The organism is Streptomyces sp. RKAG290 (genome assembly GCF_023701695.1).
Taxonomy (GTDB): domain Bacteria; phylum Actinomycetota; class Actinomycetes; order Streptomycetales; family Streptomycetaceae; genus Streptomyces.
This window is the reverse complement of the sequence record NZ_JAJOZC010000001.1, coordinates 4,394,183-4,407,446: the sequence shown is the minus strand read 5'-3', so window position 1 is coordinate 4,407,446 and position 13,264 is coordinate 4,394,183. Positions and strand designations below refer to the sequence as shown.

At 72.3% G+C, this 13,264-nt stretch carries 13 protein-coding genes and 1 pseudogene; 9 read left to right on the top strand and 5 right to left on the bottom strand.

Annotated features, from left to right (window positions below):
* The first annotated feature begins 59 nt into the window (after window positions 1–59).
* From LNW71_RS19430 to LNW71_RS19415, 4 genes are all read left to right on the top strand, one after another.
* Window positions 60–473, top strand: coding sequence for a hypothetical protein (locus tag LNW71_RS19430; protein WP_250969395.1), 414 nt, complete (start codon window positions 60–62; stop codon window positions 471–473).
* The gene (locus tag LNW71_RS19425; protein WP_250969394.1) at window positions 470–1,261 is read left to right on the top strand and encodes a transcriptional regulator; all 792 of its coding nucleotides are present in this window, start codon (window positions 470–472) and stop codon (window positions 1,259–1,261) included. The genes LNW71_RS19430 and LNW71_RS19425 overlap by 4 nt, the downstream gene beginning before the upstream one ends.
* A gap of 38 nt (window positions 1,262–1,299) precedes the next feature.
* Entirely contained in the window at window positions 1,300–1,770 is a 471-nt protein-coding gene (locus LNW71_RS19420; protein WP_250969393.1) for a roadblock/LC7 domain-containing protein, read from the top strand.
* A 121-nt stretch (window positions 1,771–1,891) separates the two neighbouring features.
* Window positions 1,892–2,266: a hypothetical protein gene (locus tag LNW71_RS19415; RefSeq protein WP_250969392.1), complete on the top strand. Its 375-nt coding sequence runs from the start codon at window positions 1,892–1,894 to the stop codon at window positions 2,264–2,266.
* A 693-nt stretch (window positions 2,267–2,959) separates the two neighbouring features.
* Here the strand turns inward: LNW71_RS19415 and LNW71_RS19410 are convergent.
* Window positions 2,960–3,805, bottom strand: a complete 846-nt coding sequence (locus tag LNW71_RS19410; RefSeq protein ID WP_250969391.1) for a MurR/RpiR family transcriptional regulator — start codon at window positions 3,803–3,805, stop codon at window positions 2,960–2,962.
* A gap of 256 nt (window positions 3,806–4,061) precedes the next feature.
* Between LNW71_RS19410 and LNW71_RS19405 the strand changes: the two are divergent.
* Window positions 4,062–4,486, top strand: a pseudogene (locus LNW71_RS19405) (hypothetical protein).
* 15 nt (window positions 4,487–4,501) lie between these two features.
* Here the strand turns inward: LNW71_RS19405 and LNW71_RS19400 are convergent.
* Window positions 4,502–5,263 (bottom strand): SDR family oxidoreductase, encoded by a 762-nt coding sequence (locus LNW71_RS19400; protein WP_250969390.1) that lies wholly within the window; start codon window positions 5,261–5,263, stop codon window positions 4,502–4,504.
* Window positions 5,264–5,412: 149 nt separating this feature from the next.
* On the opposite strand from LNW71_RS19400, the gene LNW71_RS19395 reads away from it, so the two are divergent.
* Window positions 5,413–6,288 (top strand): helix-turn-helix transcriptional regulator, encoded by an 876-nt coding sequence (locus tag LNW71_RS19395; RefSeq protein WP_250969389.1) that lies wholly within the window; start codon window positions 5,413–5,415, stop codon window positions 6,286–6,288.
* A gap of 277 nt (window positions 6,289–6,565) precedes the next feature.
* On the opposite strand, the gene LNW71_RS19390 is transcribed toward LNW71_RS19395, so the two are convergent.
* Entirely contained in the window at window positions 6,566–7,975 is a 1,410-nt protein-coding gene (locus LNW71_RS19390; RefSeq protein WP_250969388.1) for a cystathionine beta-synthase, read from the bottom strand.
* 210 nt (window positions 7,976–8,185) lie between these two features.
* Here LNW71_RS19390 and LNW71_RS19385 point away from each other — a divergent pair, with 210 nt between their 5' ends.
* Window positions 8,186–9,232, top strand: coding sequence for an SGNH/GDSL hydrolase family protein (locus tag LNW71_RS19385; protein ID WP_250972068.1), 1,047 nt, complete (start codon window positions 8,186–8,188; stop codon window positions 9,230–9,232).
* A 142-nt stretch (window positions 9,233–9,374) separates the two neighbouring features.
* Here LNW71_RS19385 and LNW71_RS19380 read toward each other — a convergent pair whose 3' ends face one another.
* Window positions 9,375–10,127, bottom strand: a complete 753-nt coding sequence (locus LNW71_RS19380; RefSeq protein WP_250969387.1) for a GntR family transcriptional regulator — start codon at window positions 10,125–10,127, stop codon at window positions 9,375–9,377.
* A gap of 231 nt (window positions 10,128–10,358) precedes the next feature.
* Here LNW71_RS19380 and LNW71_RS19375 point away from each other — a divergent pair, with 231 nt between their 5' ends.
* The gene (locus LNW71_RS19375) at window positions 10,359–11,579 is read left to right on the top strand and encodes an acetyl-CoA C-acetyltransferase (protein WP_250969386.1); all 1,221 of its coding nucleotides are present in this window, start codon (window positions 10,359–10,361) and stop codon (window positions 11,577–11,579) included.
* 280 nt (window positions 11,580–11,859) lie between these two features.
* Window positions 11,860–12,744: a hypothetical protein gene (locus LNW71_RS19370; RefSeq protein ID WP_250969385.1), complete on the top strand. Its 885-nt coding sequence runs from the start codon at window positions 11,860–11,862 to the stop codon at window positions 12,742–12,744.
* 102 nt (window positions 12,745–12,846) lie between these two features.
* Here LNW71_RS19370 and LNW71_RS19365 read toward each other — a convergent pair whose 3' ends face one another.
* Complete coding sequence (locus tag LNW71_RS19365; RefSeq protein ID WP_250969384.1) at window positions 12,847–13,164, bottom strand: hypothetical protein; 318 nt, start codon at window positions 13,162–13,164, stop codon at window positions 12,847–12,849.
* Window positions 13,165–13,264 lie beyond the last annotated feature (100 nt).

Sequence of the window (13,264 nt, the reverse complement as noted above, 5' to 3'; positions counted from 1 at the left end):
GCAAGCACGTTGCGTAACCTCGTGGTCACAGCCGCACGCAGCGTCGGAGGGGAGTCCGCGTGCCCGGAATCGACGAATGCCTGCTCGACGTCATGAGACTGCCCGGTGCCCGTGGCGCCGCCGTGGTCGACTGGACGAGCGGTCTCGCTCTCGGCACCATCGGCGACTCGCCCAACGGTGATCACGAGGCCACCGCGGCCGAGACGGCCGAGGTGGCACGGATGGCGGCCGAGCAGCCCGCCTTCGCGCTCGGCCCACCCGAAGCACCGGCCACGCCCGGCAGCGCGGGGACGGCGCCCCCGGTCGAGGATGTCATCGTCACCACCCGCGCCGGGTACCACATCCTCCGGTTCGTCGAGACGGCCTTCGACAGCAGCGTCTTCCTCCACCTCTGGCTGGACCGCGCGGAGGGCAATCTGGCCCTGGCCCGGATACGGCTGGGCGAGATGGCCGAGCGGCTGGTCCTGGCATGAGAACGACCGCCCCCGCACCCGCCCCCGTCCCCGTACTCTCGCCCATGCTCCAGCGCCTCGCAGCCGAACGGGCCACCGGCGCCCTGATGCGCGACCGCGGCACCCTCTACCTCGCCGACGGCAAGGTGGTGCACGCCGAGAGCCCGGCCACGCCCGGTATCGACGTCCTGCTCACCCGGGGCGGCGCACTGCACCGCGAGGGCTGGTGGGACGCGGTCGCCCAGGCCGGTGCCGGACAGCGGGTCGGCCGCTACCTCGTGGACAGCGGGCGGGTGCCGGGCGGCGCGCTGGAGCTGTGCCACCTGGGGGCGTTGTACGACGCGGCGTTCTTCGCCCTCGCCCCGACCCGCACCCCGGCCCGCTTCCGGTACGGGGTCGCCCACTGGATAGGCCCGGTCCGCCCCGTCCCCGTCGATGCCGTGCAGCGCGAGACGCTCCGGCGCCGGGAACTGCTGGACCGGATCTGGCCGGAGGCGGTGACCGACAGCGCCCCGCTCGTCCGGACCGGCCGCCCCGTCGACTCCCCCGTCCCACCGCGCCAACGCCGCGTCCTGGACTGCGTGGACGGGGTGCGTACCGCGACCGGCATCGCCCAGGAGCTGGGCAGGTCGGCGTTCCACACCCTGGTCGACCTGCGGCGGCTGGCGGCCGCCGGGCTGGTGGAAGCGGTCCGGCAGCCGACCGGCCCCGCCGCCTCCGCGGCCGCCCGGATCGCGCTGCCCGAGGTCACGGCCGACCCCGACGTCGCCCTGTTGCGCCGGCTCCGAGACGCATTGGAGGCCCTGTGATACGCGCGCTCAGACAGCGTGCCGGGAGGAGACAGCTGATGGTGCCCGAGGCCGAAGTCCAGGACGTCCTGGCCGAACTCCAGCGGCTGCGGGCCCGGGTGCCGCTCCTCCTCGGCGCCCTGGCGGCCAGCACCGACGGCCTCGTCCTCGCCCATGACACCCCGGGGGTGGAGGCGGAGGGGGTCGCCGCACTGACCGCGGCCGCGCTCGGCGTCTCGATCCGGATGACGGAAGCGACCGGCCGGGGCGGCTTCCGCGAACTCCTCGTGCGCGGCGAGACGGGCTACATCGCCACGTACGCCGCCGGCTCGTCGGCCGTGCTGACCCTGCTGGCCGAGGACCGGATCAACGTCGGCCGGCTCCATCTGGAGGGCCGCCGGGCCGGCACCCGGATCGGCGAGCTGGTCGACGCCGCACTGGAGCGCACCCCGCAGCCCCCGCCCGGCCAGCGGAGCCCCGAGCCACGCCCACCGCAGCAACCGGGCGCCCTGCCCCACCGACCGACCTGACACCGGCGGACGGCACCCCCCGCAGCACTGCCGGCCGCCGCCCGCACCACGGAACAGCTCAGCACACCAGAAACGGAACGACCGGTCAGCACGGCCGGTCAGGGAAAGGAATCGAGCACTCATGGCGAACACCGAAGCGTCACTGAAGGAAGCGATGTCGTCCATCGAGGGCACCACCGGTGTCGCCCTCGTCGACTACACGAGCGGCATGGCCCTGGGCACCCTCGGGGGCGGCAAGGAATTCAACCTGGAGGTCGCGGCGGCGGGCAACACCGACGTCGTACGGGCCAAGCTCCGCACCATGGAACACCTCGGCATCCAGGACGAGATCGAGGACATCCTGATTACCCTGGGCACCCAGTACCACCTGATCCGGCTGCTCAAGACCCGTGGGAACAACGGCCTGTTCCTCTACCTGGTCCTGGATTCCGGCCGCGCCAACCTGGCCATGGCCCGCCACCAGCTGAAGAGGATCGAAGCCGAGCTGGAGCTCTGACGCCTGGGCCGAGTCTTCGTCTGGTTCGGGGTTCCGTCCTCAATCGCCGGACGGGCTTGAGATGCGCGGGTCACCCCGCGGGGTGCGGGTCCCCTTGGTTCGGGGTTCCGTCCTCAATCGCCGGACGGGCTTGAGATGCGCGGGTCACCCCGCGGGGTGCGGGGCCCTTGGTTCGGGGTTCCGTCCTCAATCGCCGGACGGGCTTGAGATGCGCGGGTCACCCCGTGGGGTTCCGGGGCCCCGAGGTGGGGGGTGCGCTCTGCCCGGTGGGTGGGGGTGGTGCCCCTCCGGGGCGTCTCCTCAGAAATGGCGTGTTCACCCGGGTCCGCGAGGGACCCGGGTCCTACGCCATTTCCTGCGGGGACTCCCCTGCACGTCCCCACCCCCTGCATCGGTCGCGTCTGCACACCGGCCCCCATGACCGTCGCAGACGCGGGACGGACCGGTCCGGGGCCGTGCAGGGGAGTCCCCGCAGGACGACGAACAGATACCCGGGCCCCTCGCGTACCCGCGGAACGTTCGTCGTTTGAGGAGACGCCCCGGAGGGGCACCGGACCACCACCCACCGAACACAGCGCACCCCCCACGGGGCACCCGCACCACTCAAGCCCGTCCGGCGATTGAGGACAAAACCCCCAGCCCGGGACCGGGCAAGCTCACGGAACCGCCCCCCGCACGGGGCGAACGCACCGCTCACTCGATGAACAGACCCCGCGCCGCCGCCTTCGCGTCGAACTCCTCCAGCCGCGCCTGCGCGTCGGGCAGGTCGTCGCACATGGCCTCCAGCAGGACCCGCCCGAGCAGCATCGGCGCGCACGCCGTGTCGAAGGCGAGCCCGGTCCCGACGGCGGCCGGGATCAGCAGGTCGCTGTGGGCCGCCACCGGGGCGAAGGCCGAGTCGGCGACCGACACCACGGACAGTCCCTGCTCCTGTGCGTACGCGAGGGCGTCCACGACCTCCCGGGGGTGGCGCGGCAACGCGAAGCAGATCAGCGCACTGGCCCCGGCCCGCCGGGCGGCGTCGATCCGGTCGTGCAGCATGCTGCCGCCCTCGTCGAGCACCCGGACGTCGGGGTGCACCTTGGCGGCGAAGTATCCGAACCCGCGGGCCTGCGAGGAGGCGGCGCGCAGCCCGAGCACGAGCAGCGGCCGCGAGGCGGCGAGCAGCCGTCCGGCCCGCTCGACCGGTCCCGCGTCGGCGAGCAGCTCGGCGAGGTGGCGCAGGTTCTCGATCTCGGCGTGCACCGCCTGCTGGTACTCGTTGTACGTGTCCTCGCCGCCGCCCGCGACGGGTCCGGCCGGGGTGACCTCGCGCAGGTGCCGGCGCAGCGCGGGATAGCCGTCGAAGCCGAGCGCGACGGCGAACCGGGTCACGGAGGGCTGGCTGACCCCGGCCAGTTCGGCCAGCTCGACGCTGGACAGGAACGGTGCCTCACCGGCCCGGCGCACCATCGAGTGCGCGATGCGCCGCTGGGTGGGCGTGAGCCTGCGCCCCTCGAACAGCTGCTGCAACCTCGCGGTCGGGCTGCTCCCGCTCATCCTGTCCCCTCGGTAGATCCGTCGCGCCGCGATCCGGCTCCGACAGATCCATTCAGCCAGCAAGGGACCTGCATGTCCATATGCAGATCCGCTGGGCGGGTCCCGCCAGGCGCTTGGCGGTCGCCGCACAGAACGCGTCGAACTCGTCCGGTCCTGCCGTCAGGAGGCGTGTCGCCGCACCCCGGCGCCCACCCACCGGGAAAACAGGGGGGTTAGCCCCACTGACCCTGCCGCCCCGGCTTCGTACCGTAGGACCATGGACGCACCCGACACCGAGCTCAACAAGGAGCTCAAGGCCACCCTGCAGGCCCGCAGCGAGCTGGGGGCCGACTACGAGTCCGCGCTCGTCGAGTCGTTTCTGGAGAAGGTCGAGCAGCGGCTCGACGGGACGCTCGACCGGCGGGTCAGGCGTCATCTCGCGGAGCAGCAGATCGTCGTCGCCCGGGGGCGCGTACCCCGGAGCCGCCGATGGGGCATTTCGGTGAGCGCTACGGATTCGCGATCATCACGCTGGTCCTGGCCATCCCGCTGTCCGCCATCGGCGTCGCCAACGCGGGCATCCAGGGGCTGGTCGTGGCCTGGCTCGGCATCGTCGGCGTCAACGCCTTCCAGGCGACCGGCGGCAGGAGGCTGTTCCGGCGCCGGGAGGCCGAGCGGCCGAAGCCCGACTGGGAGGACTGAGCGGCCCGACGGGTCTCACGCCTGACGGGTCGGCAGGACGACCAGCTGGCGCAGGTTGATGTGGCGTGCCCGGCTGGTCGTGTAGGCGATCAGGTCGGCGATCTCGTCGCTGGACAGCCCGCCGAGCGCGTCGAACATGCCGTCGAGCTGGCCGCTGAGTTCCGCGTTGTCGACGTGTCCGGCCAGTTCGGAGTCGGTGAGGCCGGGCTCGATGTTCGTGACGCGGACGTCGCGCGGCCCGAGTTCGGTGCGCAGCGAGGCCGAGAGATAGGTGAGCGCGGCCTTCGTCGCGCCGTACACCGCGTAGTTGGGGAACGTGACGTGCGCCCCGATCGAGGAGATGTTGACCAAGTCGGCGGTGCGGCCCTCGGCCGCCGCGGCCACCAGGTCGGCGGTGAAGGCCCGGATGATGCGCAGGGCGCCCGCCACGTTGGTGTCCAGCATCCGCTGCCACTCGTCGGTGCGGCCCTCGTCCACCGGGTTCGGCAGCATCACCCCGGCCGCGTTGACCACCAGGTCCACCCGGCCGAACTCGGCGTGCACCCGCTCGGCGGCGGCGTCCACGGACGCCTGGTCGGTGACGTCGGTGACGACGGCGAGCGCCCGGCCGCCGTCGGCGCCGATCTTGGCGGCCAGCTCGTCCAGCCGCTCCGCGCGGCGGGCCAGCAGCGCCACCGAGACCCCCTGCGCGGCGAGCAGCCGGGCGGTCGCGTTCCCCATGCCGCTGGCGGCTCCGGTGATGACGGCGGTGCGGCCTGCGAGCGTCCCGTACGACATGTCCGTACTCCCTTGTGCTGTGGGGCCGGGGCGTCTCCCCGGCCTGGGCCCAACTCTGCGGCAGTGCGGGGCGGCTACCCAGGGATGCGTCTTTCCTGGGTCCGGCAGTACCAGGCTGGGCGGCGGCCCGGTCTTCTACGATCGGCGGCATGGACGGCGACCTCGGAGACTTCCTCCGCTCACGACGTGCCCGCATTCAGCCCGAGGACGTCGGGCTGAACTCCTACGGCCGCAGGCGGGTACCCGGCCTGCGCCGCGAGGAGGTCGCACAGCTCGCGGGGGTGAGCGTCGACTACTACATCCGGCTGGAACAGGGGCGCGGCCCCAGCGTCTCGGACGCCGTGCTCGACGCGATAGCCCGGGTGCTCGGGCTGGACGAGACGGAACACGCCTACCTGCGCACGGTGGCGCGCCCCGGGACGCGCAAGGCGACGCCGCCCGCCGCCCAGCGGGTGCGCCCGGGGCTGCGGCTGCTGTTGGACACCTTCGACCGGGCGCCCGCCTTCATCCTGGGCCGCCGGATGGACGTGCTGGCCTGGAACGCGATGGGGGACGCGGTCGTCGGCTTCTCCCGCATGCCCGCGGCCGACCGCAACATGCCGCGCCAGACCTTCCTGGAACCGGCCGCGCGGGAGCTGTACCCGGAGTGGCCGGCGGTGGCGGCGGAGACGGTCGCGTATCTGCGGCTGGACGCGGGGCTGCACCCCGACGACAAACAACTGGCCGCACTGGTGGGCGAGTTGTCGATGAAGAGCGAGGATTTCCGCCGGCTGTGGGCGGACCACCAGGTGAAGGCGAAGACGTACGGCGTCAAGCGGATCGACCACCCCGTGGTGGGCGCGCTGACGCTCCCGTACGAAACGCTCGGCGTGCCCGGTGACCCCGATCAGTCCGTGGTGGTCTACACCCCGGAACCCGGGTCGCGGAGCGCGGAACGCCTCGCGCTGCTGGCGAGCTGGGCTGCCACGCCCCGCGCGCAGGAGGGCGACGGGGACCAGGAGGGTGCGCGCGATCTCCGCGCATAGATGAATCGCGGGGACCGCCGCACCCCCGGTTTCCCAGGGGGCGGGACGACGGCGGTCCCCGCGAGGGACGCGGTCCGGGTCAGGGCCGGTCTCCGCATCCAGGCGACGGTGGAGGTCCGGGAGCCGCTCCGTAGTCCGTGTCGCCGTATCGGTGCCGGCGGGTTTCCCTGCCGACACCCACTAATCTGCCCGACCCGTGTTAAGCGGGTGCTGCGGGTACGTGTCGCGCTCGTACCGTTTTCGCGAAGCCCGCACTCCGGCCGTTTACATCCCGGCCCTACGGCTTGGCGACCGCCGACGCGTCCTTGGCGAGGAACGCCAGCAGGTCCTGCCTGCTGACGACACCCTTCGGCTTCCCCTCCACCAGCACGATCGCCGCGTCCGCCGCACCCGTGCCGCCGAGCACCGCCATCAGGTCCTCGACCGGTTCGCCGGAACCGACCTGCGGCAGCGGCGGCGACATGTGCTTCTCCAGCGGGTCGGAGAGCGACGCGCGCTGGGCGAAGAGCGCGTTCAGCAGCTCCCGCTCGACGACCGAGCCGATGACCTCGGCGGCCATCACGTCCGGGTGGCCCGCGCCCGGCTTCACGATCGGCATCTGCGAGACGCCGTACTCACGCAGGACGTCGATCGCCTCCCCGACGGTCTCCTCCGGGTGCATGTGGACGAGCGTCGGGATCGGTCCCTCCTTGTAGCCGAGGACGTCCCCGACGCGCGCGGACGGGCCGGAACCCTCCAGGAAGCCGTAGTCCGCCATCCACTCGTCGTTGAAGATCTTGCTCAGGTAGCCGCGCCCGCTGTCCGGGAGCAGCACGACGACCACGTCGTCCGGCCCCAGCCGCTTCGCGACCTCCAGGGCACCGACGACCGCCATGCCGCAGGAGCCGCCGACCAGCAGGCCCTCCTCCTTGGCGAGCCGGCGGGTCATCTGGAAGGAGTCCTTGTCGGACACGGCGACGATCTCGTCGGTGACCGTGCGGTCGTACGCCGACGGCCAGAAGTCCTCGCCGACGCCCTCGACCAGATACGGCCGGCCGGAGCCGCCCGAGTAGACCGAGCCCTCCGGGTCCGCGCCGACGACCTTGACCGCGCCGCCGCTGGCTTCCTTCAGATAGCGGCCGGTGCCGCTGATCGTGCCGCCGGTGCCGACGCCCGCGACGAAGTGGGTGATCTTCCCCTCCGTCTGCTCCCACAGCTCGGGACCGGTGGTCTCGTAGTGGGAGCGGGGGTTGTTCGGGTTGGAATACTGGTCGGGCTTCCAGGCACCCGGCGTCTCACTGACCAGCCGGTCGGAGACGTTGTAGTACGAGTCCGGGTGCTCGGGGTCGACCGCCGTGGGGCAGACGACGACCTCGGCTCCGTAGGCGCGCAGCACATTGATCTTGTCCGTGGACACCTTGTCCGGGCAGACGAAGATGCACTTGTAGCCCTTCTGCTGCGCGACGATCGCCAGGCCGACGCCCGTGTTGCCGCTCGTCGGCTCGACGATCGTGCCGCCGGGCTGCAGCTCGCCGCTCTGCTCGGCGGCCTCGATCATGCGCAGGGCGATCCGGTCCTTGACCGAGCCGCCGGGGTTGAAGTACTCGACCTTGGCCAGGACCGTCGCCTGGATGCCTGCCGTCACATTGCGCAGCCTCACCAGCGGGGTATTGCCTACGAGGCTGATCATCGAATCGTGGAATTGCACCGTGTACTCCGGGGTCTCCGAGATGGTGCCGCAAGAGTATGCGTACGGGCACGAGATTGGGCGAAGCGATTGAACGACGGCCCCTTGGGGGCAGTTAGCTCTGTGTACGGCAGTGACGACCTCACCCGCGGTACGCCGCGACGCCGCTGGCGGTCGTGGGTGAGGCCGTAAGGCGACGAGGAGGTGGACCGGACTGTGTCGAGGGCGAGGGTGGCACGGCGGATCGCGGCGGGCGCGGCCTACGGCGGCGGCAGCGTCGGGCTGCTGGGAGCCGCGGCGGTAGGCATCCTGCTGGCGGAGGTCCAGCTGGCGAAGCGGCTGGTGGGAGGCGGCACAGCGCCGGTCCCGCCGAGCGCGGACGGGCGGTACGGAGTGGCGTTCGCCGGACCGTCGGATCCGCTGCGGTTCGGACTGCTCGGGGACTCCACGGCGGCCGGGCAGGGGGTGCGCCGGGCCGGGCAGACACCGGGGGCGCTGCTCGCCTCGGGGCTTGCGGCGGTGTCCGAACGGCCGGTGGACCTGCGCAACGTCGCGCAGCCGGGTGCCAGGTCGGACGACCTGGAGCGGCAGGTCTCGCTGCTGCTGGCCGACCCGGCCCGGGTCCCTGATGTCTGCGTGATCATGATCGGCGCGAACGACGTGACGCACCGGATGCCCGCGACCCAGTCGGTGCGCTGTCTGACCACGGCGGTGCGCAGGCTGCGTACGGCGGGGGCCGAGGTGGTGGTCGGGACCTGTCCGGACCTGGGCACCATCGAGCCGGTCTACCAGCCGCTGCGGTGGCTGGCCCGGCGGGTGAGCAGGCAGCTGGCGGCGGCGCAGACGATCGGTTCCGTGGAGCAGGGCGGGCGCACGGTGTCGCTGGGCGACCTGCTGGGCCCGGAGTTCGAGGCGAATCCGCGGGAGCTGTTCGGCCCGGACAACTACCACCCGTCGGCGGAGGGCTACGCGACGGCTGCGATGGCGCTGCTGCCCACGCTCTGCGCGGTGCTGGGGCTGTGGCCCGAGTCCGATCATCTGGACGGCGCCCGGCGTGAGGACATCCTGCCGGTGGCCAAGGCGGCCTCCCAGGCGGCCAAGGAGGCCGGTACGGAGGTCACCGGGGCGCGAGCCCCCTGGGCCCTCCTCAAGCACCGCAGGCGGCGGCGTCTGCCCGCGCCCACCGAGCCGCACCCGCACCCGGAGATGCACGGCGAGGGCGGCTCCACCCGCGTGGAGCGACGTCCGGGCACCGACACCTCACCGCGGCACGCCTGAGCGCGGACGGCCGGGGATCGGGCCCGCCGGCCGCAGCCGCACGCCTCCTCACGGTGTCGCGCGGCACCGGTCAGCGCCTCATGCCGCTGCACAGGGGCAGGGCACCGTCACCGCCTTACGGGGCGCTGCGCCGCTCACCGCCTCACACCGCAGGGGTGGCCGGGGCCTGCGCGGGCTCCGGGGCCGCCGGGGCCGCCGGGGCGCGGCGGCGCCGACGGCGGGAGGCGACCTCGGCCGGGTCGACCTCGGGGTGCGACCAGCGGGCGGCCAGCTCCGTGCTGGTCGCCCGGCCGCTCGCCACGTGTGCGTGGGCGAGGGCCGCCGCCCGGTCCGCGTCCCGGGCCGCGACGGCCTCGTACAGCTCCTCGTGCTCGGCGCACTGCTGGTCCGGGTCGCGCTGGGCGGTCAGCCGGAACAGCCAGTGGGTACGGGCCTCCAGCGGGCCCATGATGCCGCTGAGCAGCGGATTGGCGGCCAGCTCCACGATGTCGACGTGGAAGCCCGCGTTCGCTTCGGCGATGGCGCGCCAGTCACCGGACCCGGTCGCCGCCCTCGCCCGCTCCAGCCGCTCCGCCAGCCGGGCCAGGCCGGCCTCGTCGTGGCGCTCGGCGGTCAGCCGGGCCGCGAGGGACTCCAGCGACTCACGTACGTCGAAGAGGTCCCGCACGTCGGCCGGCGTGAACGGCGCCACCAGGGCGCCCCGGTGCGGGACCAGCACGACCAGTCCCTCCGCGGCGAGCAGCCGCAGCCCCTCGCGCAGCGGGATGCGGGAGACCTCCAGCTCGGCGGCGAGATCCCGCTCCACGAGCCGCTGCCCCGGCTGGAGTTCGACCTCGACGATCCGCCGCCGCAGGGTCTCGTACACAAGGTCCCGCAGCGAGCTGCGCTCCGTCACCGCGTTTCCTCCTGATGCCGTCCGTCATCCACAGGTTAAGCGGGCCGGACAGGGGCGCCGCCCCTGCGGACCGATGCCCGGCCCCGACGGAAACGGGCCGGGCGCCAGACTGAGCGGTTGCTTAGAAAAGAGGCCCGCATCACACTGCCTGTCGGGTGACCTCTGCGGTACGTCCGGGTAACTTCCAGAGCAGTCCTGCCACAAGCCTTCCATCCCTCATGGAGCCGCGTGATGCCCGAAGCCGTGATCGTCTCTGCTGCCCGTTCCCCCATCGGCCGGGCCTTCAAGGGCTCGCTGAAGGACCTGCGGGCGGACGACCTGACCGCCACGATCATCCAGACCGCGCTGGCCAAGGTCCCCGAGCTGGACCCCAAGGACATCGACGACCTGATGCTCGGCTGCGGCCTCCCCGGCGGCGAGCAGGGCAACAACCTGGGCCGCATCATCGCCGTGCAGATGGGGATGGACCACCTTCCCGGCTGTACGGTCACCCGCTACTGCTCGTCCTCCCTGCAGACCAGCCGCATGGCGCTGCACGCCATCAAGGCCGGCGAGGGCGACGTCTTCATCTCGGCCGGTGTCGAGATGGTGTCCCGGTTCGCCAAGGGCAACTCCGACAGCCTCCCGGACACCCACAACCCGCTCTTCGCCGACGCGGAGGCCCGCACCGCGGCCCGCGCCGAGGAGTCCGGCGCGAGCTGGCAGGACCCGCGCGAGGACGGCCTGGTCCCGGACGCGTACATCTCGATGGGCCAGACCGCGGAGAACCTGGCCCGGATCAAGGGCGTCACCCGCCAGGACATGGACGAGTTCGGCGTCCGGTCGCAGAACCTCGCCGAGGAAGCCCTCAAGAACGGCTTCTGGGAGCGCGAGATCACCCCGGTGACGACCCCGGACGGCACCGTGGTCTCCAAGGACGACGGCCCCCGCGCGGGCGTCTCCCTGGAGGGCGTGCAGGGCCTGAAGCCGGTCTTCCGCCCCGACGGCCTGGTCACCGCGGCCAACTGCTGCCCGCTCAACGACGGCGCCGCGGCGCTCGTGATCATGTCCGACACCAAGGCGCGCGAGCTCGGCCTGACGCCGCTGGCCCGGATCGTCTCCACGGGCGTCTCCGGCCTCTCCCCCGAGATCATGGGCTACGGGCCGGTCGAGGCGAGCAAGCAGGCCCTCAAGCGGGCCGGCCTGACCGTCGACGACATCGACCTGGCCGAGATCAACGAGGCCTTCGCGGCCCAGGTGATCCCGTCCTACCGTGACCTCGGCCTGCCGCTGGACAAGGTCAACGTCAACGGCGGCGCCATCGCCGTCGGCCACCCCTTCGGCATGACCGGCGCGCGGATCACCGGCACGCTGATCAACAGCCTGCAGTTCCACGACAAGCAGTTCGGTCTGGAGACGATGTGCGTGGGCGGCGGCCAGGGCATGGCGATGGTCATCGAGCGACTGAGCTGAGCTGAGCCGCTTCGGGCCGGGCCGCAGCGGGGCGTCGCACCACCGCTCCGAGGCCCTTCGGCCGGACAGAATGGCCGGTTCCGAGCCCCGACCGTGACCGAATCTCCCCCAGGATGTGACCTATCTCCTGGGGGAGAGTCATTCCCGCAGGTCACACCCGCATCAGGGCTAAACCCCAGGCACAAAGACCTGTCCAATTCGTGACGTAATGCACTGACACAGGGTGCCGGTACAGGTCAAGCTGATGTAGGAAGTCGGGGGATCGATTGAAACCGGGAGTATGTCAGTGAGCGCCATGCCTCTTGCCCTGTTGCTGACCACCGCCGCTGCCACGGCCGTGGGCGCTGCTGCTCTGCACGCCGCTCACGGGCTGCGTAGGCAGGTAACGGCCCTGCGAAGGGAGCTGGCCGACGGCCGCGCCCATACAGCTGCTGTACCCGCTCAGAGCCGTAACGACGCCACCCCTGCCGCGGAAATACGCGCGGCGGTCGCCGAGGCGCTGGCCGAGGAGCGGGAGCGGGAGCTCGCCGAGGCCCGTGCCTTCTGGGCCTCGCAGGAGGCCCGCGACGCCGCCGACGCCCCGTCCCTGCTGGGCGGCCTGGCCGGGATCGGCGAGGACGCCCCGTTCTTCATGCCGCGGCAGTCGGACTTCGCCGGCCTGGAGATGTCGGACTTCGCCGGTCTGGAGGCGATGGACCTCGACGCCACCGAAGCTCTGGAGGAGCTGACGGAACTGGCCGAGCTGGCCGACGTCACCGAACTCCCCGAGATCGTGGAGTTCGCCGAGGACTCGCCCGAGCTGGCAGCGGCCCGCCGCCGCCACCCCTCGCACCCCGACTTCGTGCCGGTACAGACACCCGTCGTCACCGACCACGAGCGCACGGTGAACCGCCTGGAAGAGCTCGCCGACAGCCGCACCGAACTCTCCGACGTGCGCCCCGGCCCGCTCGGCACCCTGGACGTCTACGTCTTCGCCGACGGCACCACGCTCTGTATGACCCCCGGCCACCGCGAGACGGCCGAGCGCCTGTCCGAGTCGCTGCAGGCCGGTGAGCACCCGGTGCTGCTGGGTGGTTCCGGTGTGTCCGGTGCGTACGCGCTGACGTTCTCGTGCGGCAGGGAGAACGTCTACATACTGGCCGACCGCGTCATCGCGAGCTTCTAGCGCGCGGACCGGTCACCGGCTCCACCCCCGCCACCAGCGGCTCTCGTCGGCCGCCCCCAGGACACCGCGCGCACCGAGCGCCGACCGCCCGCCGGCTGTCGGCTAGGCGAACGCCCGCGCGGTGGCTTCCTCGACGAACTGCACGGCCTCGTCCAGCTCCACGGACGGGGCCATTTCCAGTGCCACGGCCAGATCCCGCCCCGCGACGGCCAGTTGGTCGCCGATCGCGAACATCCCGGCGTCCGGCATGATCCTCGGCTCCCGCTCCGGCGCCTCCACGCGCTGGGCCCGCACGGCCAATTCCCTGGCCACGGCCAGCCCTTCGGCCGCCGCTCCACGCTGCAGCCTGCTCTGCGGGGCGGCACGCAACCGGTCGGCGAATCGGTCCACGGCGATGATCAGGGGCGTCGTATCGAGCACTCCGCGACCCTACGCGCCCCTCCGGGACGGTTGCCAACGGGCCGACGCTCAGGCACGGTGTCGGGAAGGACCAGCAACGCGCACAACGCGTCGGAGGCGC

Excerpts from the sequence above, each read along its gene's own strand:
- LNW71_RS19425 (WP_250969394.1), top strand. The coding sequence starts at position 470 with ATGAGAACGACCGCCCCCGCACCCGCCCCCGTCCCCGTACTCTCGCCC.
- LNW71_RS19420 (WP_250969393.1), top strand. The coding sequence starts at position 1,300 with ATGGTGCCCGAGGCCGAAGTCCAGGACGTCCTGGCCGAACTCCAGCGG.
- LNW71_RS19415 (WP_250969392.1), top strand. The coding sequence starts at position 1,892 with ATGGCGAACACCGAAGCGTCACTGAAGGAAGCGATGTCGTCCATCGAG.
- LNW71_RS19410 (WP_250969391.1), bottom strand. The coding sequence starts at position 3,805 with ATGAGCGGGAGCAGCCCGACCGCGAGGTTGCAGCAGCTGTTCGAGGGG.
- LNW71_RS19400 (WP_250969390.1), bottom strand. The coding sequence starts at position 5,263 with ATGTCGTACGGGACGCTCGCAGGCCGCACCGCCGTCATCACCGGAGCC.
- LNW71_RS19395 (WP_250969389.1), top strand. The coding sequence starts at position 5,413 with ATGGACGGCGACCTCGGAGACTTCCTCCGCTCACGACGTGCCCGCATT.
- LNW71_RS19375 (WP_250969386.1), top strand. The coding sequence starts at position 10,359 with ATGCCCGAAGCCGTGATCGTCTCTGCTGCCCGTTCCCCCATCGGCCGG.
- LNW71_RS19370 (WP_250969385.1), top strand. The coding sequence starts at position 11,860 with ATGTCAGTGAGCGCCATGCCTCTTGCCCTGTTGCTGACCACCGCCGCT.